This is a genomic window from Pseudomonas sp. 21 (assembly GCF_000955805.1).
In the GTDB taxonomy this organism is placed as follows: Bacteria; Pseudomonadota; Gammaproteobacteria; order Pseudomonadales; family Pseudomonadaceae; genus Pseudomonas.
The window spans coordinates 664,351-688,565 of record NZ_JYOA01000003.1; the positions used below are offsets into that span (position 1 = coordinate 664,351).

At 64.2% G+C, this 24,215-nt stretch carries 24 protein-coding genes; 18 read left to right on the forward strand and 6 right to left on the reverse strand.

The features are described 5' to 3' along the window. Nucleotides 1-82 precede the first annotated feature (82 nt). From accA to ispD, 7 genes are all read left to right on the forward strand, one after another. Nucleotides 83-1,033: an acetyl-CoA carboxylase carboxyl transferase subunit alpha gene (gene accA, locus UB43_RS08660; protein WP_045210016.1), complete on the forward strand. Its 951-nt coding sequence runs from the start codon at nucleotides 83-85 to the stop codon at nucleotides 1,031-1,033. A 69-nt stretch (nucleotides 1,034-1,102) separates the two neighbouring features. Next, nucleotides 1,103-2,422 carry a tRNA lysidine(34) synthetase TilS gene (tilS, locus tag UB43_RS08665; protein ID WP_045210017.1) on the forward strand — a complete coding sequence of 440 codons (1,320 nt, stop codon included), beginning with the start codon at nucleotides 1,103-1,105 and terminating at the stop codon, nucleotides 2,420-2,422. A 171-nt stretch (nucleotides 2,423-2,593) separates the two neighbouring features. Beyond that, the gene (locus UB43_RS08670) at nucleotides 2,594-4,222 is read left to right on the forward strand and encodes a CTP synthase (protein ID WP_024766069.1); all 1,629 of its coding nucleotides are present in this window, start codon (nucleotides 2,594-2,596) and stop codon (nucleotides 4,220-4,222) included. A gap of 2 nt (nucleotides 4,223-4,224) precedes the next feature. Further along, nucleotides 4,225-5,070, forward strand: a complete 846-nt coding sequence (gene kdsA / locus UB43_RS08675; protein WP_045210018.1) for a 3-deoxy-8-phosphooctulonate synthase — start codon at nucleotides 4,225-4,227, stop codon at nucleotides 5,068-5,070. A 104-nt stretch (nucleotides 5,071-5,174) separates the two neighbouring features. Continuing rightward, nucleotides 5,175-6,464: a phosphopyruvate hydratase gene (gene eno / locus UB43_RS08680; protein WP_045210019.1), complete on the forward strand. Its 1,290-nt coding sequence runs from the start codon at nucleotides 5,175-5,177 to the stop codon at nucleotides 6,462-6,464. Nucleotides 6,465-6,527: 63 nt separating this feature from the next. Next, nucleotides 6,528-6,812: a cell division protein FtsB gene (gene ftsB / locus UB43_RS08685; RefSeq protein WP_017521200.1), complete on the forward strand. Its 285-nt coding sequence runs from the start codon at nucleotides 6,528-6,530 to the stop codon at nucleotides 6,810-6,812. Beyond that, nucleotides 6,809-7,507, forward strand: coding sequence for a 2-C-methyl-D-erythritol 4-phosphate cytidylyltransferase (gene ispD, locus UB43_RS08690; protein WP_045210021.1), 699 nt, complete (start codon nucleotides 6,809-6,811; stop codon nucleotides 7,505-7,507). Before ftsB ends, ispD begins: the two co-directional genes overlap by 4 nt. A gap of 151 nt (nucleotides 7,508-7,658) precedes the next feature. Here ispD and yedF read toward each other — a convergent pair whose 3' ends face one another. The 3 genes from yedF to UB43_RS08705 form a co-directional block, all read right to left on the reverse strand. Further along, complete coding sequence (gene yedF / locus UB43_RS08695; protein WP_045210023.1) at nucleotides 7,659-7,907, reverse strand: sulfurtransferase-like selenium metabolism protein YedF; 249 nt, start codon at nucleotides 7,905-7,907, stop codon at nucleotides 7,659-7,661. After that, nucleotides 7,873-9,099, reverse strand: coding sequence for a selenium metabolism membrane protein YedE/FdhT (yedE, locus tag UB43_RS08700; protein ID WP_045210024.1), 1,227 nt, complete (start codon nucleotides 9,097-9,099; stop codon nucleotides 7,873-7,875). Before yedE ends, yedF begins: the two co-directional genes overlap by 35 nt. Before the next feature lie 89 nt (nucleotides 9,100-9,188). Beyond that, nucleotides 9,189-10,073 carry a LysR substrate-binding domain-containing protein gene (locus UB43_RS08705; protein WP_045210025.1) on the reverse strand — a complete coding sequence of 295 codons (885 nt, stop codon included), beginning with the start codon at nucleotides 10,071-10,073 and terminating at the stop codon, nucleotides 9,189-9,191. Nucleotides 10,074-10,289: 216 nt separating this feature from the next. Between UB43_RS08705 and UB43_RS08710 the strand changes: the two genes are divergently transcribed. From UB43_RS08710 to rpoS, 8 genes are all read left to right on the forward strand, one after another. Beyond that, nucleotides 10,290-11,402, forward strand: a complete 1,113-nt coding sequence (locus tag UB43_RS08710) for an S-(hydroxymethyl)glutathione dehydrogenase/class III alcohol dehydrogenase (protein ID WP_045210026.1) — start codon at nucleotides 10,290-10,292, stop codon at nucleotides 11,400-11,402. Between the two features lie 45 nt (nucleotides 11,403-11,447). Further along, nucleotides 11,448-12,299, forward strand: coding sequence for an S-formylglutathione hydrolase (fghA, locus tag UB43_RS08715; protein WP_045210027.1), 852 nt, complete (start codon nucleotides 11,448-11,450; stop codon nucleotides 12,297-12,299). Between the two features lie 59 nt (nucleotides 12,300-12,358). Continuing rightward, a complete protein-coding gene (gene ispF, locus UB43_RS08720) occupies nucleotides 12,359-12,832 on the forward strand; it encodes a 2-C-methyl-D-erythritol 2,4-cyclodiphosphate synthase (RefSeq protein WP_024766061.1) in 474 nt (157 codons plus the stop codon). Continuing rightward, entirely contained in the window at nucleotides 12,829-13,887 is a 1,059-nt protein-coding gene (gene truD, locus UB43_RS08725) for a tRNA pseudouridine(13) synthase TruD (protein ID WP_045210029.1), read from the forward strand. Before ispF ends, truD begins: the two co-directional genes overlap by 4 nt. Further along, on the forward strand, nucleotides 13,875-14,633 hold the full coding sequence (gene surE, locus UB43_RS08730) for a 5'/3'-nucleotidase SurE (protein WP_045210030.1): 759 nt from the start codon (nucleotides 13,875-13,877) through the stop codon (nucleotides 14,631-14,633). Before truD ends, surE begins: the two co-directional genes overlap by 13 nt. A gap of 25 nt (nucleotides 14,634-14,658) precedes the next feature. Beyond that, a complete protein-coding gene (locus tag UB43_RS08735) occupies nucleotides 14,659-15,294 on the forward strand; it encodes a protein-L-isoaspartate(D-aspartate) O-methyltransferase (protein ID WP_088418250.1) in 636 nt (211 codons plus the stop codon). A gap of 73 nt (nucleotides 15,295-15,367) precedes the next feature. Further along, nucleotides 15,368-16,216: a peptidoglycan DD-metalloendopeptidase family protein gene (locus tag UB43_RS08740; protein ID WP_082085806.1), complete on the forward strand. Its 849-nt coding sequence runs from the start codon at nucleotides 15,368-15,370 to the stop codon at nucleotides 16,214-16,216. Nucleotides 16,217-16,311: 95 nt separating this feature from the next. Then, on the forward strand, nucleotides 16,312-17,316 hold the full coding sequence (gene rpoS, locus UB43_RS08745; protein ID WP_045210031.1) for an RNA polymerase sigma factor RpoS: 1,005 nt from the start codon (nucleotides 16,312-16,314) through the stop codon (nucleotides 17,314-17,316). A gap of 435 nt (nucleotides 17,317-17,751) precedes the next feature. Here rpoS and fdxA read toward each other — a convergent pair whose 3' ends face one another. Beyond that, nucleotides 17,752-18,075: a ferredoxin FdxA gene (gene fdxA / locus UB43_RS08750; RefSeq protein WP_015476292.1), complete on the reverse strand. Its 324-nt coding sequence runs from the start codon at nucleotides 18,073-18,075 to the stop codon at nucleotides 17,752-17,754. A 65-nt stretch (nucleotides 18,076-18,140) separates the two neighbouring features. Beyond that, nucleotides 18,141-20,714: a DNA mismatch repair protein MutS gene (gene mutS / locus UB43_RS08755; RefSeq protein WP_177329781.1), complete on the reverse strand. Its 2,574-nt coding sequence runs from the start codon at nucleotides 20,712-20,714 to the stop codon at nucleotides 18,141-18,143. An 82-nt stretch (nucleotides 20,715-20,796) separates the two neighbouring features. Between mutS and UB43_RS08760 the strand changes: the two genes are divergently transcribed. The 3 genes from UB43_RS08760 to recX all read left to right on the forward strand — a co-directional run bounded on the left by UB43_RS08760 (nucleotide 20,797) and on the right by recX (nucleotide 22,920). Continuing rightward, the gene (locus UB43_RS08760; RefSeq protein ID WP_045210033.1) at nucleotides 20,797-21,309 is read left to right on the forward strand and encodes a CinA family protein; all 513 of its coding nucleotides are present in this window, start codon (nucleotides 20,797-20,799) and stop codon (nucleotides 21,307-21,309) included. 85 nt (nucleotides 21,310-21,394) lie between these two features. Next, the gene (gene recA / locus UB43_RS08765; protein WP_045210034.1) at nucleotides 21,395-22,450 is read left to right on the forward strand and encodes a recombinase RecA; all 1,056 of its coding nucleotides are present in this window, start codon (nucleotides 21,395-21,397) and stop codon (nucleotides 22,448-22,450) included. A 5-nt stretch (nucleotides 22,451-22,455) separates the two neighbouring features. After that, on the forward strand, nucleotides 22,456-22,920 hold the full coding sequence (gene recX / locus UB43_RS08770; RefSeq protein ID WP_017518009.1) for a recombination regulator RecX: 465 nt from the start codon (nucleotides 22,456-22,458) through the stop codon (nucleotides 22,918-22,920). Between the two features lie 62 nt (nucleotides 22,921-22,982). Here recX and UB43_RS08775 read toward each other — a convergent pair whose 3' ends face one another. Beyond that, nucleotides 22,983-24,056: an LOG family protein gene (locus UB43_RS08775; RefSeq protein ID WP_045210035.1), complete on the reverse strand. Its 1,074-nt coding sequence runs from the start codon at nucleotides 24,054-24,056 to the stop codon at nucleotides 22,983-22,985. Nucleotides 24,057-24,215: the final 159 nt, after the last annotated feature.

Below are 24,215 nucleotides of genomic sequence, written 5' to 3' on the forward strand. Positions count from 1 at the left end.
AGTCTCGACCCTTGGCGCCCGATACCGTAAGGTAGGGCGCCTACGGACCAGGCCCAGCCGCCAACAGAACGACGGATAGCCCATGAACCCGAATTTTCTCGATTTCGAACAGCCCATTGCCGACCTGCACGCCAAGATCGAAGAGCTGCGCCTGGTCGGTAACGACAACGCGCTGAACATCACCGACGAAATCTCCCGTCTGCAGGAGAAGAGCAAGGCGCTGACCGAGAACATCTTCGGCAACCTGTCCAGCTGGCAGATCGCCCAGCTCGCTCGCCATCCGCGTCGTCCCTACACGCTGGACTACATCGAACACATCTTCACCGAATTCGAAGAGCTGCACGGCGACCGCCACTTCTCCGACGATGCCGCGATTGTCGGTGGCGTTGCCCGCCTTGAAGACCAGCCGGTAATGATCATCGGCCACCAGAAGGGCCGCGAAGTTCGCGAGAAGGTACGCCGCAACTTCGGCATGCCGCGTCCGGAAGGCTACCGCAAGGCCTGCCGCCTGATGGAAATGGCCGAGCGCTTCAAGATGCCGATCCTGACCTTCATCGATACCCCCGGCGCCTACCCGGGCATCGACGCCGAAGAGCGCGGCCAGAGCGAAGCGATTGCCTGGAACCTGCGCGTCATGGCGCGCCTGAAGACTCCGATCATCGCCACCGTAATCGGCGAAGGCGGCTCCGGCGGCGCACTGGCCATCGGCGTGTGCGACCAGCTGAACATGCTGCAGTACTCCACCTACGCGGTGATTTCGCCCGAAGGTTGCGCCTCCATCCTCTGGCGTACCGCCGAGAAGGCGCCGGAGGCAGCCGAAGCCATGGGCATCACCGCCAACCGCCTGAAGGACCTGGGTATCGTCGACAACGTCATCCCCGAGCCGCTGGGCAGTGCCCACCGCGACCCGGCTGCGATGGCCGAGACCATCCGCAAGTCCCTGCTCGGCCAGCTCGATACGCTGAACCAGCTGAGCAGCGAAGAGCTCCTCGCGCGCCGCTACGAGCGCCTGATGAGCTACGGCGTCGCCTGATCGACGCCTTCGGCGCAGCGCGGGTGACGAGGTATCCTGGCCTCGTCCCCGACCCTGCCGACCTGCGCCATGTCTGCTGAACTCGAATCCCGGCTGCTGAGTTTTCTCGCGCCCTGGCGCAATGCGCCGGCTTGGCGTGTCGCATTGTCCGGCGGGCTGGATTCCTCCGTTCTCCTGCATCTCCTGGCGCAACTCGCTTCCCGTGAGTCCTTGCCAGCGATTTCCGCCATTCATGTGCACCACGGCCTGCAGGCCGTCGCTGATGCCTGGCCGGCACATTGCCAGCGTTTCTGCGACTCCCTTGGCGTGCCGATGCAGGTGGTGCGCGTGCAGGTCGATGACGGCGCCAGCCTGGAGCGTGCAGCGCGCGAAGCGCGGTACGCGGCTTTCGCTGCAGCACTGGGGGAGGGTGAATGCCTGCTGGCCGGCCAGCACCGTGACGATCAGGCGGAAACCGTGCTGTTCCGGCTGTTCCGCGGAGCCGGGGTGCGGGGGCTGTCCGCAATGACCACCAGTCGTCCGCTGGGAGCTGGAATGCTGCTGCGTCCGCTGCTGGGGACCTATCGTGCGGAACTGGAGGGGTACGCCCGCAGTCATGGGCTGAGCTGGGTGGACGACCCGTCCAATGCGCGTGACGATTACGACCGCAACTACCTGCGCAACCGCGTGTTGCCCGGCATCGTCCAGCGCTGGCCCTCGGCCGTGGAAACCATCTCCCGCAGCGCCGAGCACCTGGCGGAAGCCGACGGACTGCTGGGCGAACTGGCGCAGAACGACCTGATTTCCGCCGGTGCGCGCAACGAATACAGCGGTATGCAATTGCCCTCGCTGGCCATTGCCGCGCTGGCGGAGCTGAGCGAGCCACGCCAGCGCAATGCCCTGCGCCACTGGCTCGCGCCCCTGGCGCGCTTGCCGGACAGTGCCCACTGGGCGGGCTGGCGAGACCTGCGCGATGCCCGCGAAGACGCCGAACCGATCTGGCGCCTCGCCGACGGAGAGCTGCGTCGTGCTCACGGTCGACTCTGGTGGCTGGCCAATCCCTGGCTGGGTTTCGTACCGGTAAATCAGACCTGGCGCGATCCTTCGAAGGTGCTTTCACTGCCGGGCAATGGTGAGTTGCGCTTTGACGGCGAAGCGCCGGAAGGGCCGCTGGAGGTTCGCTACCGGCAGGGCGGAGAGGTGATGGCGCTGGTCGGTCGCGGCAGCCGTGACCTCAAGCGCCTGCTCAACGAGGCCGCTGTGCCAGCCTTCCTGCGCGGCCGTCTGCCGCTGCTCTGGCGAGCCGACGAACTGCTCGGTGTGGCACTGCTACCGGGCTTGCGGGTGGAGGCGGGGCAGGGCTGGACCCTGCGCTGGACACCTCCGACGAATGACTCGGGTTTGAGCTGATAGCGGCTTTCCGGTAGACTACGCTCCCGTCTTGTACCGCTCCTGTTGATTCGTCTTCGAATCAGTGGGAGTTCGCTATTTTCACGACGAAGTCGTGAGCTGGGTCTTGTACCCGACACCTTCGCTTCCCCGGCGGCCGAGCCGCCTAAACGCTGACATTCAGGGCTTTTCATGACGCGCTACATCTTCGTCACGGGTGGTGTTGTTTCTTCATTGGGGAAAGGCATCGCCTCGGCTTCCTTGGCTGCCATTCTGGAAGCGCGTGGCCTGAAGATCACGATGCTCAAGCTGGACCCCTACATCAACGTCGATCCGGGCACCATGAGCCCGTTCCAGCACGGTGAGGTGTTTGTCACCCACGACGGCGCTGAGACCGACCTCGATCTGGGCCACTACGAGCGTTTCGTTCGTACCACGATGACCCAGAACAACAACTTCACCACCGGCCGCGTCTACATGGACGTGCTCCGCAAGGAACGCCGCGGTGATTATCTGGGCGCCACCGTGCAGGTGATCCCGCACATCACCGACGAAATCAAGCGTCGCATCATCAAGGGCGCCGGCGATGCCGACGTGGCCCTGGTTGAAGTCGGCGGCACCGTCGGTGATATCGAATCGCAACCCTTCCTCGAGGCCATCCGCCAGCTGCGTGTGGAGATCGGTTCGCGCCGTGCCATGCTGATGCACCTGACGCTGGTCCCGTACATCGCCACTGCTGGCGAGACCAAGACCAAGCCGACCCAGCACTCGGTGAAGGAACTGCGCTCCATCGGCCTGCAGCCGGACATCCTGATCTGCCGCTCCGACCATCCGGTGGACGTGTCCTCCCGCCGCAAGATCGCCCTCTTCACCAACGTGGAAGAGCGCGCGGTCATCTCGCTGGAAGACGTCGACACCATCTACCGCATTCCGTCGGTGCTGCATGCCCAGGGCGTGGACGACCTGGTCGTCGAGCGCTTCGGCCTGGAGTGCGGCCCGGCCGACCTGTCCGAATGGGACCGCGTGGTCGACGCCAAGCTCAACCCCGAGCGTGAAGTCACCATCGCCATGGTCGGCAAGTACATGGAACTGCTCGACGCCTACAAGTCGCTGATCGAAGCCATGACCCACGCCGGCATCCAGAGCCGCACCAAGGTCAACCTGCGCTACATCGACTCCGAGGACATCGAGCAGCAGGGCACCAGCCTGCTCGAAGGCGCCGACGCCATCCTGGTTCCGGGCGGCTTCGGCCTGCGCGGCGTGGAAGGCAAGATCACCGCCGTGCAGTACGCCCGTGAGAACAAGGTTCCGTACCTGGGCATCTGCCTGGGCATGCAGGTGGCCGTCATCGAGTACGCCCGCAACGTGCTGGGCTGGACCGATGCCAACTCCACCGAGTTCGACAAGTCCAGCGGCCACCCGGTCGTCGGCCTGATCACCGAATGGCAGGACGCCACCGGCGCCACCGAGGTGCGCACCGAAGCTTCCGACCTGGGCGGCACCATGCGCCTGGGCGCCCAGGAATGCCTGCTGTCGGCCGGCACCCTGGTGCACGATTGCTACGGCAAGGAAGTGATCGTCGAGCGTCACCGTCACCGCTACGAAGTGAACAACAACCTGCGTCCGCAACTGGAAGCCGCCGGCCTGAAGATCTCCGGCCGCTCTGGCGACGGCGCGCTGGTCGAAGTGGTCGAGGCTCCGGATCATCCGTGGTTCGTCGCCTGCCAGTTCCACCCGGAATTCACCTCCACCCCGCGTGATGGCCACCCGCTGTTCAGCGGCTTCGTCAATGCCGCCCTGAAACAAGCCGGGAAAGCCTGAACATGACCCAGAAGATCATCCGCGTCGGTGATATCCAGATCGGCAACGACCTGCCGTTCGTGCTGTTTGGCGGCATGAACGTGCTGGAGTCGCGCGACCTGGCGATGCAGGTCTGCGAAGAGTACGTGAAGGTCACCGAGAAGCTCGGTATCCCCTACGTGTTCAAGGCCAGCTTCGACAAGGCCAACCGTTCCTCGATCACCTCGTTCCGTGGTCCGGGCATGGAAGAGGGGCTGAAGATCTTCGAAGAGATCAAGAAGACCTTCAAGGTGCCGGTCATCACTGACGTGCACGAGCCCTACCAGGCCGCTCCGGTGGCCGAGGTCTGCGACATCATCCAACTGCCGGCCTTCCTGTCCCGGCAGACCGACCTGGTCGTGGCCATGGCCAAGACCAACGCGGTGATCAACATCAAGAAGGCCCAGTTCCTTGCACCGCAGGAGATGAAACACATCCTGCGCAAGTGCGAGGAAGCGGGTAACGACCAGTTGATCCTCTGCGAGCGTGGCTCCTCCTTCGGGTACAACAACCTGGTGGTGGACATGCTCGGCTTCGGCATCATGAAGCAGTTCGAGTACCCGGTGTTCTTCGACGTGACCCATGCCCTGCAGATGCCGGGTGGTCGCGCCGATTCCGCCGGCGGCCGCCGCGCCCAGGTCACCGACCTGGCCAAGGCCGGCATGAGCCAGGGCCTCGCCGGCCTGTTCCTGGAGGCCCATCCGGACCCCGAGAACGCCAAGTGCGACGGTCCGTGCGCCCTGCGCCTGAACAAGCTCGAGCCTTTCCTGTCCCAGCTCAAGCAGCTGGACGACCTGGTCAAGAGTTTCCCCACTATCGAGACTGCCTGAGAATCGGCTCGATGCCTGCCGCGCTGAGCACGGCAGGCCATTGAGCCGCTTCTGATGTCTCACCAGCCGCCCCGTTTATCTCTATCTTCGGAGTGTTATCAAGAATGGCAAAGATCGTCGACATCAAGGGCCGTGAGGTCCTGGACTCCCGCGGCAACCCGACCGTTGAAGCGGACGTGATCCTGGACAACGGCATCGTCGGCAGCGCTTGCGCCCCGTCCGGTGCATCCACCGGTTCCCGCGAGGCTCTCGAACTGCGCGATGGCGACAAGAGCCGTTACCTGGGCAAGGGCGTGCTGAAAGCCGTGGCCAACATCAATGGCCCGATCCGCGACCTGCTGCTGGGCAAGGACGCGGCTGACCAGAAAGGCCTGGATCAGGCGATGATCGACCTGGACGGCACCGAGAACAAAGGCAAGCTGGGCGCCAACGCCATCCTGGCCGTCTCCCTGGCCGCCGCCAAGGCCGCTGCCCAGGCCAAGGGTGTGCCGCTGTACGCGCACATCGCCGACCTGAACGGCACCCCGGGCCAGTACTCCATGCCGGTTCCGATGATGAACATCATCAACGGCGGCGAGCACGCCGATAACAACGTCGACATCCAGGAGTTCATGGTTCAGCCGGTTGGCGCCAAGAACTTCGCCGACGCGCTGCGCATGGGTGCCGAAATCTTCCATCACCTCAAAGCCGTGCTGAAGGCCCGTGGTCTGAACACCGCCGTGGGTGACGAAGGTGGCTTCGCGCCGAACCTGGCTTCCAACGAAGACGCGCTGGCTGCCATCGCCGAGGCCGTCGCCAACGCCGGCTACAAGCTGGGCGACGACGTGACCCTGGCCCTGGATTGCGCCTCCTCCGAGTTCTTCAAGGAAGGCCAGTACGACCTGGAAGGTGAAGGCAAGGTATTCAGCGCCGAAGGTTTCGCCGACTACCTGGCCGGCCTGACCCAGCGCTACCCGATCATCTCCATCGAAGACGGCATGGACGAGTCCGACTGGGCTGGCTGGAAAGTCCTGACCGACAAGATCGGCGAGAAGGTGCAACTGGTCGGCGACGACCTGTTCGTGACCAACACCAAGATCCTCAAGCGCGGTATCGACGAGAAGATCGGCAACTCGATCCTGATCAAGTTCAACCAGATCGGCTCGCTGACCGAGACCCTGGAAGCCATCCAGATGGCCAAGGCCGCCGGCTTCACCGCCGTGATCTCGCACCGTTCGGGCGAAACCGAGGACAGCACCATCGCTGACCTGGCCGTCGGCACTGCCGCTGGTCAGATCAAGACCGGTTCCCTCTGCCGCTCCGACCGCGTTTCCAAGTACAACCAGCTGCTGCGCATCGAAGAGCAGCTGGGCGCCAAGGCGCCGTACCGTGGTCGCGCGGAATTCCGCGGCTGATCCGAGTCTGGTACGGTGAAGGGGTGGCAGGAGCCACCCCTTTGCGTATAGGGAGCTGATGGTTTGAGGTTACGTAGCCCTTACTGGCTGTTCGTTGTGCTGATCCTGGCGCTGGCCGGCCTGCAGTATCGCCTGTGGGTGGGTGATGGCAGCCTGGCGCAGGTGCGCGACCTGCAGAAGCAGATCGCCGACCAGCAGGGCGAGAACGAGCGCCTGCTCGAGCGTAATCGCATCCTCGAGGCGGAAGTCGCCGAGCTCAAGAAAGGCACCGAGACCGTCGAGGAACGTGCGCGCCACGAACTCGGCATGGTCAAGGACAAGGAAACCCTCTACCAGCTCGCGCAATGACCACTCCCGCCTTCTGGGCCGTCATCCCGGCCGCCGGCATCGGTTCGCGGATGCGCGCCGACCGCCCCAAGCAATACCTCGACCTTGCCGGTCGCAGCATTCTCGAGCGCACCCTCGACTGTTTCCTCGGCCATCCCCGGCTGAAGGGCCTCGTGGTGTGCCTGGCCGCCGACGATCCCTGGTGGCCGACCCTGCCCAGTGCTTCCAATGAGCTGATCCAGCGCGCCGATGGTGGCCGCGAGCGCGCCGATTCCGTGCTCAACGGCCTGCTGCGTCTGACCGAGCTGGGCGCGACGCCGGACGACTGGGTACTGGTGCATGACGCTGCTCGCCCGAACCTGGCCCGCACGGACCTGGATCGCCTCCTGGGCGAGCTGGAGTTCGACGCCGTGGGTGGCCTGCTTGGCGTACCCGCGCGGGATACCCTGAAGCGCGTTGGCGCTGACGGCCGCGTGGTCGAAACCATCGATCGCAGCGTGGTCTGGCAGGCCTACACCCCGCAGATGTTCCGCCTCGGCGCCCTGCATCGCGCGCTCGCCGATGCGCTGGTGGCTGATGCGGCCATCACCGACGAGGCGTCTGCCATGGAATGGGCGGGCTATGCGCCGCGCATGGTGGAAGGGCGGGTGGACAACATCAAGGTCACCACTCCGGAAGACCTGCAGCGCCTGCAGCGCAACTTCGCCAAGCACTGATTCCTGCTGGCCGGCACTTGACCGTTCGCGGCATATCCGGCCTCTACAGGCTGCGCGCCGGACTGGACCGTAGGAGCGGACTGTGTCCGCGATTGGCTTCCGGCGCGATTCGGGCTCATCGCGGACGGAGTCCGCTCCTACAAAAGCAGCCTCAGCCCAACAGCGGCACTTCGATCAGGAAGCGGAACAGCGCCCCATGCTGTTCAACCGCCAGGCAATGGTAACCATGGCGCTGGGTGTCCTCCGGAATGCCATGCACCGATTGCGAGCAGTCGGTGACCACCTCCAGCAGATCGCCCGGCTTGAGCGTCTCCAGGGTTTCCAGGGTGGCGATGGCGTTGTACGGGCAGTGTTCGCCGCGCAGGTCAAGCGACAGCGTCGGCGTCTTGGTTTCGGACATCGTTGGTTTTCCGTCTACGAGTGAAGCGTTGCGCGTTGAGCTGCACCAGCAGCATGCACAGCGCGAGGCCGGCGAAAGTGATCAGCAGGCCGCCGCCGGGGCCGAACTCCTGCAGCAGGTTGAGCTTGGGATAAGGCAGCGCGAGGCTGGTGCCCAGTTGGTCCCAGAAAACGGCGACCAGGGTGCCGCCGATCACGTTGCCGACGCCGACCACCCAGAAATGCACCTGGCCTTCCATCGAGCGATACATCCAGCCGGTCTCGCAGCCGCCGGCCAGCACGATGCCGATGCCGAACAGCACGCCACCGATCACGGCGTTCGGTCCCATCCAGAAAATCTTCGGCGGCAGGCCGTTGTGGATCGCCGCGAAGGTGCCGATACAGGCAGCGGCCATGCCCAGCAGGATACCGAGTGCGGCCTGGGTGCGGCCGGTGGTCCAGAGGTCGCGGGCGGCGCTGGTGAAGCAGATCTGCGCGCGTTCGATCAGGCCACCGAACAGCAGGCCGAACAGGCAGGCCATGCCCAGCACCAGCGAGACCTCGAAACGCCAGGCGGCGAACAGCGCGGCGAGCGCCAGGACGCCCATGCCCAGTCGCCATTGCAGCTTGGCGCGGCGGGCCAGGGCTTCGGCGCTCGGCAGTGCTGCCGCCTTGCCGCCGACCTTCAAGGGAATGCGCAGGAAGGGCAGCAGGCTGATCTTCACGCCGAACCAGGCGCCGAGCACCGTGGAGAACATGAAGGCCCAGGCGTGCACGGAGAACATCGGGATGCCGGTGAAGAAGGCGGCGAGGTTACAACCCATCGCCAGGCGCGCGCCGAAGCCGGCGATCACCCCGCCGATCAGGCCCTGCAGCAAGCGGCGCTTGCTGGTCGGCCAGCGCAGGCTGACGTTGCCGGCCCAGAGCGCACAGGCCAGCGCGCCGAGGAACATGCCGATGATCATCACACCATCGATGCGATCCAGCGGCGTGCCCTGCAGGCCGATGATCTTGAAATAGCTCCATTCCTGCGGTTGCAGGCCGAACCAGGACAGCACGTGGCCGCCCCAGCGGGTGAACTCGCCGGTGACGGCCCAGAAGGTGCCGGTCATGGCGAAGTAGTAGGCGGAGATGACGCCCAGCGCGACCAGGGTCGGCAGGGGGGACCAGAAACGCAGCAGGTAGCGTTCGCGGAAGCTGGAAAGGGCAGACATGCTGTCGTCCTTGAAACTGTCGGTGGGAAACCGCCCATTTTAGCCAATCGAAGCCGTCGGTACTTGCCGCAAGACAAGGGAGAAAGGTCCTAAGCAGGCTGCAGGTGCTGCAAACCTTCCTTCAGATGGTCCACCAATTGCCGCACCTTGGGCGACAGGTGCCGCTGCTGTGGATAGAGCGCCCAGACCCCGGTGTTGGGTGGTTGGTGGGCCTCAAGCAGGGAAATCAGACGACCGCTGCGCAGGTGCTCCAGCACGTAGTAGTCGGGCAATTGGCACAGGCCGAAGCCGCGCAGTGCCGCATCGAGCACCGCCTGCCCGCTATTGCAGCGCCAGTTGCCCTGCACCCGGTGCTGGGTCTCGCGGCCGTCTTCCAGGAAGCTCCACTGGTCGCTGCTGCCCACCAGGCAGTTGTGCTGCGCCAGTTCGGCGACGCTCTGTGGTGCGCCGTGGCGGGCCAGGTAGTCCGGCGTAGCGCAGAGATACATCACACGCGGCGCCAGGCGGGTTGCCACCAGCCGTGAATCGCTCAGGCGGCCGAGGCGGATTGCCAGGTCGAAGCCTTCGTGGAGCAGGTCGAGCTGGCGGTTGGACAGCTCGATCTCCACCCGCAGTTGTGGAAACTGCGCCATGAACTCGTTCACCAGCGGCACCACGAAGCGCTCGCCATAGGCCACCGCGCAAGTCATGCGCAGCAAGCCCTTGGGTTCGGCGGACAGGTCGCTGACCGCGCGCAGTGCTTCCTCGCGCGCGTCCTGCAGGCGCCGGCAATGCTGCAGGAAAGTCTGCCCGGCTTCGCTGAGCGTCACCTTGCGGGTGTTACGGTAGAGCAGACGGGTCTGCAGGCGCTCCTCCAGCCGCGCGACCTGGCGGCTGACGTGGGACGACGATACGCCCAGGCGCTCGGCGGCGGCGGTGAACTGACCGGTTTCGGCGACGGCAACGAATTCGTCCAGTCCTTCCCAGCGGTGCATGCGGATTATCCCTGTATGGCAATAATGTTTTGATTATTGCCTGATTATTCCCTGAAAGGAGGTTTTCTACACTTCCAAGGCTTTGGGGCGCACTTTTCGTCGACCGCCCCGACTGTTCCCCGACGGGGCTCCGGCCCGTCCCGGTTTCTCGGCCGCCGCGCCGAACCCGTCCGCCCCAGGCGGGCGTTGTCGTTTCCTTCGTTCAGGAGTTTCCAGATGATCAAGTCCCGTGCTGCCGTTGCCTTCGCCCCCAACAAGCCGTTGGAAATCGTCGAAGTCGATGTGGCGCCGCCGCAGAAGGGTGAAGTCCTGGTGCGCATCGTCGCCACCGGCGTCTGCCACACCGACGCCTACACCCTGTCCGGCCAGGATTCCGAGGGCGTATTCCCGTGCATCCTGGGTCACGAAGGTGGCGGCATCGTCGAAGCAGTGGGTGAGGGCGTGACCTCGCTGAAAGTGGGCGACCATGTCATCCCGCTGTACACCGCCGAATGCCGCGAGTGCAAATTCTGCAAATCCGGCAAGACCAATCTCTGCCAGGCCGTGCGTGCTACCCAGGGCAAGGGCCTGATGCCCGATGGCACCAGCCGCTTCTCCTACAAGGGCGAGCCGATCTACCACTACATGGGCTGCTCGACTTTCTCCGAGTACACCGTGCTGCCGGAAATCTCCCTAGCGAAGATTCCTCAAGAGGCCCCGCTGGAGAAGGTTTGCCTGCTCGGTTGCGGCGTGACCACCGGCATTGGCGCCGTGCTCAACAGCGCCAAGGTGGAGGAGGGCGCTACCGTCGCCATCTTCGGCCTGGGCGGCATTGGCCTGGCGGCGATCATCGGCGCGAAGATGGCCAAGGCCTCGCGCATCATCGCGGTGGACATCAACCCGGCGAAGTTCGATATCGCCAAGGAACTGGGCGCCACCGACTTCGTCAATCCGAAGGATCACCAGAAGCCGATCCAGGAAGTGATTGTCGAAATGACCGACGGCGGTGTGGACTATTCCTTCGAATGCGTAGGCAACGTCCAGCTGATGCGTGCGGCGCTGGAGTGCTGCCACAAGGGCTGGGGCGAATCCACCATCATCGGCGTTGCCGGTGCCGGCCAGGAAATCAGCACCCGTCCGTTCCAGCTGGTCACCGGTCGTGTCTGGCGCGGTTCGGCCTTCGGCGGCGTGAAAGGCCGCACCGAGCTGCCGAGCTACGTGGAGAAGGCGCAGAAGGGCGAGATCCCGCTGGATACCTTCATCACCCACACCATGGGCCTGGAGAAGATCAACGAGGCCTTCGACCTGATGCATGAAGGCAAGAGCATCCGCTCGGTCATCCACTACTGATCGAACCGCCGGGCGCCTTGTGCGCCCGGTCCCACAGGAGGCTCCATGACGGATTCCATCGAACTGATCAGCAGCCAGAAGAGCTTTGGCGGCTGGCATCAACGCTATCGCCATCGCTCCGAGACGCTCGGCTGCGAGATGGTCTTTGCGGTCTACCTGCCGCCGCAGGCCGAGCCCGAGGCGGGCCTGCCGGTGCTGTACTGGCTGTCCGGCCTGACCTGCACCGACGAGAACTTCATGCAGAAGGCCGGTGCACAGCGCGTGGCCGCCGAGCTGGGGATTGTCATCGTTGCGCCGGACACCAGCCCGCGCGGCCCGGAAGTGCCGGGCGACCCGGATGGCGCCTGGGACTTCGGCCTCGGCGCCGGTTTCTACGTCAACGCCACCCAGGAGCCCTGGGCGCGCCATTACCGGATGCACGATTACGTGGTGCAGGAGTTGCCAGCGCTGATCGAAGCGAATTTCCCGGTCTCCCGCAAACGCGGCATCAGCGGGCATTCCATGGGCGGCCACGGCGCGCTGGTCTGCGCCCTGCGCAATCCGGGGCGCTACCTGTCGCTGTCCGCCTTTGCCCCCATCACCCACCCGAGCGATTGTCCCTGGGGACAGAAGGCGCTGGGTCGCTTCCTCGGCGAAGACCCGGTGGCGTGGCGCGAGTGGGACGCGGTGGAGTTGCTGGCCAACGCCAGCGAGCGCCTGCCGATCCTGGTGGACCAGGGCGAGCGCGACGATTTCCTCGCCGTGCAACTCAAGCCCGAAGCGCTGCGCGAGGCGGCTGCTGCGGCTGGTCATCCGCTGGACCTGCGGCTGCAGCCCGGCTACGACCACAGCTACTACTTCATTGCGAGCTTCATCGAAGATCACCTGCGCCACCATGCCGCGGCGCTCTGCGGCTGAGACCCTGAGCGCAGTGATCCGGTAGAATCGACGCCCTGACATCAACAGGGCGTTTTTTCATGCGTATCGGACATGGCTACGACGTGCACCGCTTCGGCGAGGGAGACTTCATTACCCTTGGCGGCGTGCGTATTCCCCACAAGTTCGGGCTCGTTGCCCACTCCGACGGCGACGTGCTGTTGCACGCGCTTTCCGATGCCTTGCTGGGCGCCTGCGCGCTGGGCGATATCGGCAAGCACTTCCCTGATACCGACCCGCAGTTCAAGGGGGCCGACAGTCGCGCGCTGTTGCGCCACGTGCTGAGCCTGGTGGAAGCCAAGGGCTGGAAGGTGGAAAACGTCGACACCACCATCATCGCCCAGGCGCCGAAGATGGCGCCGCACATCCAGAACATGCGCGAGACCATCGCTGCCGACCTGAAGGTCGAACTGGACCAGGTCAACGTCAAGGCCACCACCACCGAGAAGCTTGGCTTCACCGGTCGTGAAGAGGGCATTGCGGTCCACGCCGTCGCTTTGCTGGGGCGCGCATGACCGAGTTGGAACTGCTGGGCCCGCGCGCCCATGGCGACGCATGCGGGCAGGCTGTGCTCAAGGCAGTGGCCGAGGACTTCCAGGTCGACGAAGTGCTGGATATTCCGCTCTCGGGTGATGGCGAGCATCTGTGGCTGTGGGTGGAGAAACGCGGCCTGAACACCGAGGAAGCGGCGCGCCGTCTCGCGCGTGCCGCCGGCGTCCCGGTGAAGATGATCAGCTACGCCGGCCTCAAGGACCGCCAGGCGCTGACCCGCCAGTGGTTCAGCCTGCACCTGCCGGGCAAGTCCGATCCGGACCTGGCCGCCGCCGAGGACGACACCCTGCGCATTCTCGAGCGCAACCGCCATCGCCGCAAACTGCAGCGCGGCGCGCATTCGGCCAACGGTTTCACCCTGCGCCTGACCGAGTTGCAGGCGGACCGCGAGCAGCTTGAAGCGCGCCTGAAGGCCATCCTGGCCCAAGGCGTACCGAATTACTTCGGCACCCAGCGCTTCGGCCATGGTGGCGGCAACGTCTTCGACGCCCGTGGCTTCGCCGAGCGTGGCAAGTTGCCGGAACATCGCAACATGCGCTCGCGCCTGCTCTCGGCGGCGCGCAGCTATGTCTTCAACCAGGTGCTGGCTCGCCGGGTGGCCGAAGGCACCTGGAACCAGGCGCTGGTCGGTGACCTGCTGGCGTTCACCGACAGCCGCAGCTTCTTCCCTGCCGGCGAAGCGGAATGTTCCGACCCGCGTCTCGCCGCGCTCGACCTGCACCCCACCGGCCCGATGTGGGGCGAGGGAGATTCACCGGCTGCGAACCAGCCCGGAGAGATCGAAAGCAGCGTGCAGCAGGCGGAGATGGCGCTTTGCCAGTGGCTCGCCAGTGCGGACATGGCGCACGAACGGCGCATTCTGCGCCTCCCCATCCCGGGCCTTACATGGCATTATCCCGCCCCTGACATTCTGCAACTGGAATTCGTCCTGCCGGCTGGCTGCTTCGCCACCGTGGTAGTGCGCGAGCTGATCGACCTCGTGCCGGCAGGGCAGACGGAAAGCCCATGCGCATATTGATTGCCAACGACGACGGGGTCACTGCACCCGGTATCGCCGCGCTTCACGACGCGCTGTCCGACTATGCGGACTGCATCGTGATCGCCCCGGAAGCCGATCGTAGCGGAGCGAGTAGTTCGCTGACGCTGGATCGGCCGCTGCATCCCCATCGCCTGGGCAATGGATTCATCAGCCTCAACGGCACCCCGACCGACTGCGTGCACCTGGGCCTCAACGGCCTGCTCGAAGAGGTGCCGGAGATGGTCGTCTCGGGAATCAACCTCGGCGCCAACCTGGGCGACGACGTGCTCTATTCGGGCACCGTGGCAGCGGCCCTGGAAGGACGCTTCCTGTCGCGTCCGGCCTTCGCCTTCTCGCTGTGCTCGCGCCTGACGGACAACCTGCCGGCCGCGATGCACTTCGCCCGCCTGCTGGTGGAGTCCCACGAGAAGCTCGACCTGCCGCCGCGCACCGTGCTCAACGTGAACATTCCCAACCTGCCGCTGGAGCGCATCAAGGGCATCCAGCTGACTCGCCTGGGCCATCGCGCCCGCGCGAAGCCGCCGGTCAAGGTGGTCAACCCGCGCGGCAAGGAAGGCTACTGGATCGCCGCTGCCGGCGATGCCGAGGATGGCGGCGAGGGCACTGATTTCCACGCGGTCCTGCAGGGTTACGTGTCGATCACGCCGCTGCAGATGGACCGGACCTACCGGGAAGCGTTCAATGTCCTTGGCGACTGGCTCGGAGGGCTCGACCATGGCCAATGAATTGTCCCGCCGCGGCGGCATCGGCATGACCTCCCAGCGGACCCGCGAGCGTCTGATCCAGCGTCTGTACGAAGAGGGCCTGTCCAACGCCCACGTGCTGGAAGTGATCCGTCGCACACCGCGCCACCTGTTCGTCGATGAGGCGCTGTCGCACCGCGCCTACGAAGACACCGCGCTGCCCATCGGGCACAACCAGACCATCTCGCAGCCCTTCATGGTGGCGCGGATGACCGAGTTGCTGCTGGCCGCCGGCCCGCTGGACAAGGTGCTGGAGATCGGCACCGGCTCCGGCTACCAGACCGCCGTGCTGTCGCAACTGGTGGAGCGGGTGTTCTCCGTCGAGCGCATCCAGGCCCTGCAGGATCGCGCCAAGGAGCGACTTGCGGAGCTAAACCTGAGAAATGTTGTCTTTCGTTGGGGCGATGGCTGGGAAGGCTGGCCCGCCCTGGCGCCTTACAACGGCATCATCGTCACCGCAGCGGCGGCCGAGGTCCCGCAGGCGCTGCTGGACCAGCTGGCGCCTGGGGGGCGGCTGGTGATTCCGGTCGGCGGCGGCGAGGTGCAGCAATTGATGCTGATCGTCCGCACCGAGGACGGCTTCCAGCGTCAGGTGCTGGATTCCGTACGCTTCGTCCCGCTGCTCAACGGTCCGCTAGGCTGAGAGCAAGCCGGTCGAGGCTGCGGTAACTGCCGGCCAGTGAGGCTGGATGTCAATTCATGGATAAGGGGGATGGGTGAGCTTGACAGCGACCCTGTGTCAACGGAACTGGATCAAGGGCCTGGGCCACGCTGTGGTGGCCATTGCCGTCTGCTCTCTGCTGGCGGCCTGTTCTTCGACTTCGCGCAGCACCACGACCGTGGTTGATCGCAACGCCCAGCAGAAGCCGGCTGTCACCAGTGGGCAGTATCTGGTGCGTCGCGGTGACACGCTGTACTCCATCGCCTTCCGCTACGGCTGGGACTGGAAAGCCCTGGCCGCGCGCAACAACATCTCTGCGCCGTACACCATTCGCCCCGGTCAAACCATCCGCTTCGATGGTGGCTCGTCGACAGCACCGTCTGTCGCAAAAAATACGACGCCTGTCGCGCCGGTGGTCGTCAACAAACCGACATCTACCCCGGCGACCGCCAGCAAACCGACCACGCCTGCCGTCACGATTCCCGCGCAGCCACCCGTGAGCGGCGGAACTCCGGCGGTCGCAGGGGGCGCTCCGGGGGGGTGGATATGGCCAACCAATGGCACTCTTATTGGGCGTTTTGCATCAAACGGCAGTTTGAATAAAGGGATTGATATAGGCGGGCAATTGGGCCAGCCTGTCCTGGCTGCGTCTAATGGCACGGTGGTGTACGCCGGTAGTGGTTTGCGGGGCTACGGCGAACTCGTGATCATCAAGCACAGCGATACCTACGTAAGCGCCTACGGTCACAACCGCAGGTTGCTGGTGCGGGAAGGGCAACAGGTCAAAGTCGGGCAGAACATTGCCGAGATGGGCTCCACAGGGACCGACCGGGTGAAGCTGCACTTCGAGATTCGCCGCCAGGGTAAACCTGTAGATCCGCTGCAATACCTGCCAAGTCGTTGATGCTTGCTGTTCCCCTGCGTGGGTGAGCGGGCCTAGGTGTCCTAAGGATAAGGAAGCACCTGGGCTTGTTGTCGAACTCAGCAAGGGATAACGACATGGCACTTAAAAAAGAAGGGCCGGAGTTTGACGTCGATGATGAAGTGCTCCTGCTGGAGCCTGGCATCATCCTCGAAGAGTCATTTGCCGAAGAGCAGGTATCGCTTCGAGTCACTCCTAAAGCCACCTCACTTTCGTCTCTCAAGCAACACAAGCACATCGACTACAGCCGCGCGCTCGACGCGACCCAGCTGTATCTGAACGAAATCGGTTTCTCGCCGCTCCTGACTCCGGAAGAGGAAGTCCATTTCGCGCGTCTCGCGCAGAAGGGCGACCCGGCCGGTCGGCGGCGAATGATCGAAAGCAACTTGCGTCTGGTGGTGAAGATCGCGCGACGTTACGTCAACCGCGGCCTTTCCCTGCTCGACCTGATCGAAGAGGGCAACCTCGGGCTGATCCGCGCGGTGGAGAAATTCGACCCTGAGCGTGGCTTCCGCTTCTCCACCTATGCGACCTGGTGGATTCGTCAGACCATCGAACGGGCCATCATGAATCAGACCCGCACTATCCGTTTGCCGATCCACGTGGTGAAGGAGCTCAATGTCTACCTGCGGGCCGCTCGCGAGCTGACCCACAAACTGGACCATGAGCCGTCGCCCGAGGAAATTGCCAACCTGCTCGAGAAGCCGGTGGAAGAGGTCAAGCGGATGCTCGGTCTGAACGAGCGGGTCACTTCGGTGGATGTTTCCCTCGGCCCGGATTCGGACAAGACCCTGCTCGATACCCTGACCGACGACCGCCCCACCGATCCCTGTGAACTGCTGCAGGACGACGACCTCAGCGAGAGTATCGACCTATGGCTGTCGGAACTGACCGACAAGCAGCGCGAGGTGGTGATTCGCCGCTTCGGCCTGCGCGGCCATGAAAGCAGCACCCTGGAGGAAGTTGGCCAGGAAATCGGCCTGACCCGCGAGCGGGTTCGGCAGATTCAGGTCGAGGCTCTCAAGCGTCTGCGCGAAATCCTCGAGAAGAACGGCCTGTCGAGCGACGCACTGTTCCAGTAGCGCCCAGGTCGACAACGAAGAAGCCCGGATGATTCCGGGCTTTTTTATGCATCGCGATGTAAGCATTCGCTTACACAATGTGTGAGCGTTCAGCTTGAAGTGCCGCCAGCTCTGACGTCGAATTTTCGTATCTTATTGTTTTGTAAGAATTTTGTTTCATTGGTGGGGCACTGCAGGCGGTAGATGTGCGGAAGTGTCCCAGTTGCCGCGATCCGGCAGGTGGGTAATATCACTCCTGCGTACACGGAAAGACGCAGGCCGGTAAGGATGTCGGTCAGGATCCACCGCAGGATGCGGTTCATCGGGATGATGAAGAAGGGAAGAAAGAGTGGGCGGGTTATCCCGCCCCTTTTTTTTGCCCACAGAAAAGTGAAGCCCCGGATGCAAAAAGGCCCGCGCTAGGCGGGCCTTTTCTATTTCTGCAGGTGCTGGAAATCAGCGCTCCAGATACTGCATCTTGTTCGGCTTGCCGTCCCACTCTTCGGCGTCCGGCAGGGAATCCTTCTTCTCGGTGATGTTCGGCCATACATCGGCCAGATCCTTGTTCAGCTCGATGAACTCCTGCATGCCATCCGGGACCTCGTCCTCGGAGAAGATCGCCTGTGCCGGGCACTCCGGTTCGCACAGGGCGCAGTCGATGCACTCATCCGGGTGGATGACCAGGAAGTTCGGGCCTTCGTAGAAGCAGTCCACCGGGCATACTTCCACGCAGTCGGTGTATTTGCACTTGATGCAGTTGTCGGTGACGACGAAGGTCATTTCTAATTTTCTCCTCAGGCGGGCGGCTAAGCGCGCGCGATTCTAGCAGCTTGTCCAGCGGTCCGTCAGACCCGCATCTTCCATGCATATAACAATTCGAGAGCTTGACGCGGCGTCAGGTCATCGGGGCTGACACGCATCAGCTCTTCGACGATCGGGTGCGGCAGGCTGGCGAACAGGTCGCTTTGCAGTGGCGCCGGGCTTTTCGGGTCGGTCGAACGCGGTGCTTCATGGGGCAGGCTGGTGGTTTCCAGGCGCGACAGATGCTCGCGGGCGCGCTGAATTACCGCACCCGGCACGCCGGCTAATTGCGCAACCGCCAGGCCATAGCTCTGGCTGGCAGGGCCGGGCAGTACGTGGTGCAGGAACACGATGCGCTCGTTGTGCTCGGTGGCGTTCAGGTGAACGTTGGCCACTGCCGGTTCGCTTTCGGGCAGCACGGTCAGCTCGAAATAGTGAGTCGCGAACAGGGTAAAGGCGCGCAGTTTGGCCAGGTGTTCGGCGGCGGACCAGGCCAGCGACAGGCCGTCGAAGGTGCTGGTGCCGCGGCCCACTTCGTCCATCAGCACCAGGCTGCGGTCGCTGGCGTTGTGCAGGATGTTTGCGGTTTCGCTCATCTCCACCATGAAGGTGGAACGGCCGCCGGCGAGGTCGTCGGAGGAGCCGATCCGGGTGAAGATGCGGTCCACCAGGGACAGTTCGCAGCGCGCGGCCGGGACGAAACTGCCGATGTGCGCAAGTAGCACGATCAGCGCAGTTTGCCGCATATAGGTCGATTTACCGCCCATGTTAGGGCCGGTAATCACCAGCATGCGGGTGTCTTCGTCGAGGTTCAGGTCGTTGGCGACGAATGGAGTATCCAGCACCTGCTCGACCACCGGATGGCGGCCTTGCTCGATACGAATGCCTGACTCTTCGACGAAGCGCGGGCGGTTCAGGTCGAGGTTCAGCGCGCGCTCGGCGAGGTTGGACAGCACGTCCAGCTCGGCCAGGGCGGCAGCGGTGTCCTGGAGCGGCGCCAACTGGCCAATCAGCAGTTCCAGCAGTTCTTCGTAGAGCTGCTTCTCGCGAGCCAGAGCGCGGCTCTGGGCGGACAGCGCCTTGTCTTCGAAAGCCTTCAGCTCCGGCGTGATGAAGCGCTCGGCGCCTTTCAGGGTCTGGCGTCGGATGTAGTCGGCCGGAGCCTGTTCGGCTTGCACGCGGGGCAGTTCGATGTAGTAGCCGTGGATGCGGTTGTAGCCGACCTTCAGGTTTGGCAGGCCGGTACGGGCTTTTTCGCGAGTCTCCAGGTCCATCAGGTACTGGCCGGCGTTCTCGCTGAGCATCTGCAGTTCGTCCAGCTCGGCGTCGTAGCCACGAGCGATGACGCCGCCATCGCGGATGACGGCCGGCGGGTTCTCGATCACGGCGCGGGCCAGCAGGTCAGCTAGTTCCGGGTAGGTGCGGATGCTGGTGGCCAGTTCGCCCAGATGCGGGGCCTCCAGCTCGGTCATGCCATGCTGCAGTTCCGGCAGGGCGGCGAGGGCGTCGCGCAGTCGGGCGAGGTCGCGCGGGCGGGCATTGCGCAGGCCGATTCGGGCGAGAATTCGTTCGACGTCACCGATTTCCTTCAGCTGCGGCTGGAGAATTTCGAAGCGATAACGCTCGAGCAGGCAGGCAATGGACTCCTGGCGAGCTTCGAGCACGGCTCGGTCGCGCAGCGGGCGGTTCAGCCAGCGGGTCAGCAGGCGGCTACCCATGGCGGTCTGGCAACGGTCGACTACCGACTGCAGCGTGTTGTCGCGGCCGCCGGCGAGGTTGGTGTCCAGTTCCAGGTTGCGGCGGCTGGCGCCATCGAGGATCACGGTGTCGTCGATCCGCTCGTGACGCAGGCTGCGCAGGTGCGGCAGGGCGGTGCGCTGGGTTTCCTTGGCGTAGGTCAGCAGGCAGCCCGCGGCGCCAATGGCGAGGGTCAGTTCTTGGCAGCCGAAGCCCTTGAGATCCTGCACGCCGAACTGCTGGCACAGTCCCTTTTTCGCCGAGTCGCGATCGAAGTCCCAGGGCGCGCGGCGGTGCGCGCCACGGCGTTTCTCCGCCGGCAGGCCCTGGGGCCAGTCGTCGGGGATCAGCAGCTCGGCGGGGTTCAGGCGCTCCAGTTCGGCCAGCAGGGTTTCCCAGCCTTTTATTTCCTGGACGTTGAAGCGACCGCTGGTGATATCCAGCACGGCCAGACCGAAAAGGCGCTCGTCACCCAGTACGGCGGCGATCAGGTTATCGCGACGCTCGTCGAGCAGCGCTTCGTCGCTGACGGTACCGGGAGTGAGGATGCGCACGACCTGGCGTTCCACTGGGCCCTTGCTGGTGGCCGGGTCGCCGATCTGTTCGCAGATCACCACCGATTCGCCGAGCTTCACCAGCTTGGCCAGGTAGCCTTCGGCGGAGTGGAAGGGAATGCCGGCCATGGGAATGGAGTTGCCGGCGGACTGGCCCCGAGCGGTCAGTGTGATGTCCAGCAGCTTGGCGGCCTTCTTGGCGTCCTCGTAGAACAGCTCGTAGAAGTCGCCCATGCGGTAGAACATCAGTTGGTCCGGGTGCTGGTTCTTCAGCCTCCAGTACTGCTGCATCATCGGTGTGTGGGCGGAGAGGTCGCTCTGACTCATGGCTTCTGGCTGTCCGGCTTCAACATGCAAAAGCGCCTAGTGTACGGTATCCACCTGGCCTTCTTTAACCCCGGAGCGCACTGTGCCCGTCACCGATTCCTTTATTACAGAACTCTCGGCCCGAGTTGGCGCGCGTCTGGCCGTCAACCAACTGCGCGTCACCACGGCTGAATCCTGTACCGGTGGTGGCATTGCCGAAGCGATCACGCGTATCTCCGGCAGCTCGGCCTGGTTCGAGGCGGGCTATGTCACTTATTCCAACAACCAGAAGACCCGTCAGCTGGATGTGCCGGCCGAGTTGTTCACACAAGTCGGTGCGGTGAGCCGGGAAGTGGTCGAGGCCATGGTCGCGGGTGCCTTGCCGCGCAGTGGAGCGGACATTGCCGTGGCGGTCAGCGGTATTGCCGGGCCGGACGGCGGTTCTGCCGAGAAGCCGGTGGGCACCGTCTGGCTGGCCTGGAGGAAAGGTGGACAGGTGTTCAGCGAACGCCGTCTGTATGCCGGTGATCGGGAAGCTGTACGCCGGCAAACCGTGGCGACCGCTCTGGAAGGGCTGTTGCGACTGGCGGACGGGGAAAATCCGATTCAGGGGTAGGCGAGCGGCTTGCCCTGTGGAATAATACTGGCTACTTATACAGTTGTTCGTGGCCGCCCGGCCGCCTGACTTCGCGAGGACTTCAATGGACGACAACAAGAAGCGCGCCCTGGCCGCGGCCCTGGGACAGATCGAACGCCAATTCGGCAAAGGCGCGGTCATGCGCATGGGCGATCATGAGCGCCAGGCAATCCCCGCCATCTCCACCGGCTCGCTGGGTCTGGACATTGCACTGGGCATCGGCGGCCTGCCGCGCGGCCGTATCGTCGAGATCTACGGTCCGGAATCCTCGGGCAAGACCACGCTGACCCTGTCGGTCATCGCCCAGGCCCAGAAAGTCGGCGCCACCTGCGCCTTCGTCGACGCCGAACACGCCCTGGACCCGGACTACGCCGGCAAGCTGGGCGTCAACGTCGACGATCTGCTGGTTTCCCAGCCGGACACCGGCGAACAGGCCCTGGAAATCACCGACATGCTGGTGCGCTCCAATGCCGTTGACGTGATCATCGTCGACTCCGTGGCGGCCCTGGTACCCAAGGCCGAAATCGAAGGCGAGATGGGCGATCAGCACGTTGGCCTGCAGGCCCGCCTGATGTCCCAGGCGCTGCGCAAGATCACCGGCAACATCAAGAACGCCAACTGCCTGGTCATCTTCATCAACCAGATCCGCATGAAGATCGGCGTGATGTTCGGCAACCCGGAAACCACCACCGGCGGTAACGCGCTGAAGTTCTACTCCTCCGTCCGTCTCGACATCCGCCGTACCGGCGCGGTGAAGGAAGGCGACGAGGTGGTCGGCAGCGAAACCCGCGTCAAGGTCGTGAAGAACAAGGTCGCTCCGCCGTTCCGTCAGGCCGAATTCCAGATCATGTACGGCCGCGGTATCTACCGCACCGGCGAGATCATCGACCTGGGCGTACAGCTGGGCCTGATCGAGAAGTCCGGCGCCTGGTACAGCTACCAGGGCAGCAAGATCGGCCAGGGCAAGGCGAACGCCGCCAAGTTCCTGGAAGACAACGCCGAGGTTTGCACCACCCTGGACAAGGCTATCCGTGACCAACTGCTGTCCAAGCAGACTCCGCCGACCAAGGCCGAGCTCGCTGCGGCGGAAGCCGAAGCAGAAGCTGAAGCCGACTACTGATAGCGATGGCCGTCGAGCTCGATAACCCCGTCGCGGTGCGGCGGGTCGCCATGGACCTGCTGGCAAGGCGCGAGCATGGCCGGGCGGAGCTCTCGCGCAAGCTGCGGCAACGCGGCGCCACGCAGGATCTGATCGACCCCGCCCTCGACCGTCTGGCCGAGGAGGGGTTGCTCAATGAAAGTCGCTATCTGGAAAGCTATATCGCCAGCCGTGCGCGGGCCGGTTACGGTCCGGTGCGGATTCGTGAGGAGCTGTCGCAGCGCGGTTTGCCCCGTGGCGAGATCGACGGCGCGCTGAGCGAGTCGGATGTCGACTGGAACGAAAACCTGCGTGAGGTCTGGCGCCGCAAGTTCGCCCGGCTGCCGCAGGATGCCCGCGAGCGAGCCCAGCAGGGCAGGTTCCTGAGCTATCGGGGCTACTCGATGGAAGCCATCAGCCGGCTCCTGAGCGGTCGACGATCAGATGATTGAACAAGGAAGGCACCCAACCGGGTGCCTTTTTTGTTTCCTGGCTCTGGAAAGCGCCCTGGCAATCAGCGCTCCCAGTTCTCCGGCTGGTTGATGAAGTTCAGCAGTTCCCGCAGACGCCCCTGGTCACGGCCGTTGAAGGCAAAAGCCAGCCGAGTCAGGTGAGCAAATTCCGGCTCGTCGAGTTCCGATTCGCTGTAGGGCTGCTGGTGGAAACCGTCGGTGACGCACAGGTTGCCGAACTCGCGCTCCAGCAACTGCAGCGCGCGTACGCTCAGCGGGTGGTTCAGGCGGATCACGAAGCGATCCTTGAGCCAGCGGCTGGAGTGGAAGTTGCTATAGAACTGGGCGATTTCCTCGGCGGCTTCCTCGGCGGTATGCACCAGCGTCATCAGGTTCATGTCGCTGGGCAGGATGTAGCCGTTGTCCTCCAGTTGTTCCTTGATGAACTCCAGGGCGTGATCCCAGTAGTGCCCGCCTGGCTGGTCGAGCAGGACCACCGGGACCAGCGGGCTCTTGCCGGTCTGGATCAGCGTCAGCACTTCCAGCGCTTCATCCAGCGTGCCGAAGCCGCCCGGGCAGAGCACCAGGGCATCGGCTTCCTTGACGAAGAACAACTTGCGCAGGAAGAAGAAGTGGAAGGACAGCAGGTTGCTGGTGCCGTCCACGGTGCGGTTGGCGTGTTGCTCGAAGGGCAGGGTGATATTGAAGCCAAGGCTGTTTTCCAGCCCGGCGCCTTCGTGGGCCGCGGCCATGATGCCGCCGCCGGCACCGGTGATGACCATCAGGTCGTAGCGGGCGAGCGTTTCGCCCAGTTCGCGGGCCAAGGCGTAGACGGGGTGGTCGGACGGAGTACGGGCAGAGCCGAACACCGTGACTTTGCGGCGACGCTTGAACTGCTCCAGGGTGCTGAAGGCGTGCTCCATCTCGCGCAGGGTTTGCAGCATGATCTTGGCGTCCCAGCGGTTGCGGTCGGCCTGGGCCATGCGGGCCACGGTGGTGAGCATCTCGCGGTATAGCGGCAGGTTCTGGCTGTTGCCGGGAGCGGCCAGTTCGGCCAGTTCCTCGATCTTCTGTGCGAGGTCGGTGCCGCTGGTCTGGAAGTGTCTGGAGAGGTAGTCGTCGGGCTCATAGGGCATGTTGATACTCCTTGTTCATCAACCCCTGATCGCCTGTCCATGGGCGGCGCCGGCCACGCAAGGTGGCTCTGGCGGTCATGCATTGGCGCTTCGCCGCACGCACAGGGTTCAGCAGGAGGCCTGCCGAGTCTGGCACGCGGGGTGTGACAGTCGGTGAGG

What these genes read in the sequence shown, in the direction of transcription:
- accA (WP_045210016.1), top strand. Translation starts at nt 83, where the DNA reads ATGAACCCGAATTTTCTCGATTTCGAACAGCCCATTGCCGACCTGCAC.
- tilS (WP_045210017.1), top strand. Translation starts at nt 1,103, where the DNA reads ATGTCTGCTGAACTCGAATCCCGGCTGCTGAGTTTTCTCGCGCCCTGG.
- UB43_RS08670 (WP_024766069.1), top strand. Translation starts at nt 2,594, where the DNA reads ATGACGCGCTACATCTTCGTCACGGGTGGTGTTGTTTCTTCATTGGGG.
- kdsA (WP_045210018.1), top strand. Translation starts at nt 4,225, where the DNA reads ATGACCCAGAAGATCATCCGCGTCGGTGATATCCAGATCGGCAACGAC.
- eno (WP_045210019.1), top strand. Translation starts at nt 5,175, where the DNA reads ATGGCAAAGATCGTCGACATCAAGGGCCGTGAGGTCCTGGACTCCCGC.
- ispD (WP_045210021.1), top strand. Translation starts at nt 6,809, where the DNA reads ATGACCACTCCCGCCTTCTGGGCCGTCATCCCGGCCGCCGGCATCGGT.
- yedF (WP_045210023.1), bottom strand. Translation starts at nt 7,907, where the DNA reads ATGTCCGAAACCAAGACGCCGACGCTGTCGCTTGACCTGCGCGGCGAA.
- yedE (WP_045210024.1), bottom strand. Translation starts at nt 9,099, where the DNA reads ATGTCTGCCCTTTCCAGCTTCCGCGAACGCTACCTGCTGCGTTTCTGG.
- UB43_RS08705 (WP_045210025.1), bottom strand. Translation starts at nt 10,073, where the DNA reads ATGCACCGCTGGGAAGGACTGGACGAATTCGTTGCCGTCGCCGAAACC.
- UB43_RS08710 (WP_045210026.1), top strand. Translation starts at nt 10,290, where the DNA reads ATGATCAAGTCCCGTGCTGCCGTTGCCTTCGCCCCCAACAAGCCGTTG.
- fghA (WP_045210027.1), top strand. Translation starts at nt 11,448, where the DNA reads ATGACGGATTCCATCGAACTGATCAGCAGCCAGAAGAGCTTTGGCGGC.
- ispF (WP_024766061.1), top strand. Translation starts at nt 12,359, where the DNA reads ATGCGTATCGGACATGGCTACGACGTGCACCGCTTCGGCGAGGGAGAC.
- truD (WP_045210029.1), top strand. Translation starts at nt 12,829, where the DNA reads ATGACCGAGTTGGAACTGCTGGGCCCGCGCGCCCATGGCGACGCATGC.
- surE (WP_045210030.1), top strand. Translation starts at nt 13,875, where the DNA reads ATGCGCATATTGATTGCCAACGACGACGGGGTCACTGCACCCGGTATC.
- UB43_RS08735 (WP_088418250.1), top strand. Translation starts at nt 14,659, where the DNA reads ATGACCTCCCAGCGGACCCGCGAGCGTCTGATCCAGCGTCTGTACGAA.
- rpoS (WP_045210031.1), top strand. Translation starts at nt 16,312, where the DNA reads ATGGCACTTAAAAAAGAAGGGCCGGAGTTTGACGTCGATGATGAAGTG.
- fdxA (WP_015476292.1), bottom strand. Translation starts at nt 18,075, where the DNA reads ATGACCTTCGTCGTCACCGACAACTGCATCAAGTGCAAATACACCGAC.
- mutS (WP_177329781.1), bottom strand. Translation starts at nt 20,714, where the DNA reads ATGAGTCAGAGCGACCTCTCCGCCCACACACCGATGATGCAGCAGTAC.
- recA (WP_045210034.1), top strand. Translation starts at nt 21,395, where the DNA reads ATGGACGACAACAAGAAGCGCGCCCTGGCCGCGGCCCTGGGACAGATC.
- recX (WP_017518009.1), top strand. Translation starts at nt 22,456, where the DNA reads ATGGCCGTCGAGCTCGATAACCCCGTCGCGGTGCGGCGGGTCGCCATG.
- UB43_RS08775 (WP_045210035.1), bottom strand. Translation starts at nt 24,056, where the DNA reads ATGCCCTATGAGCCCGACGACTACCTCTCCAGACACTTCCAGACCAGC.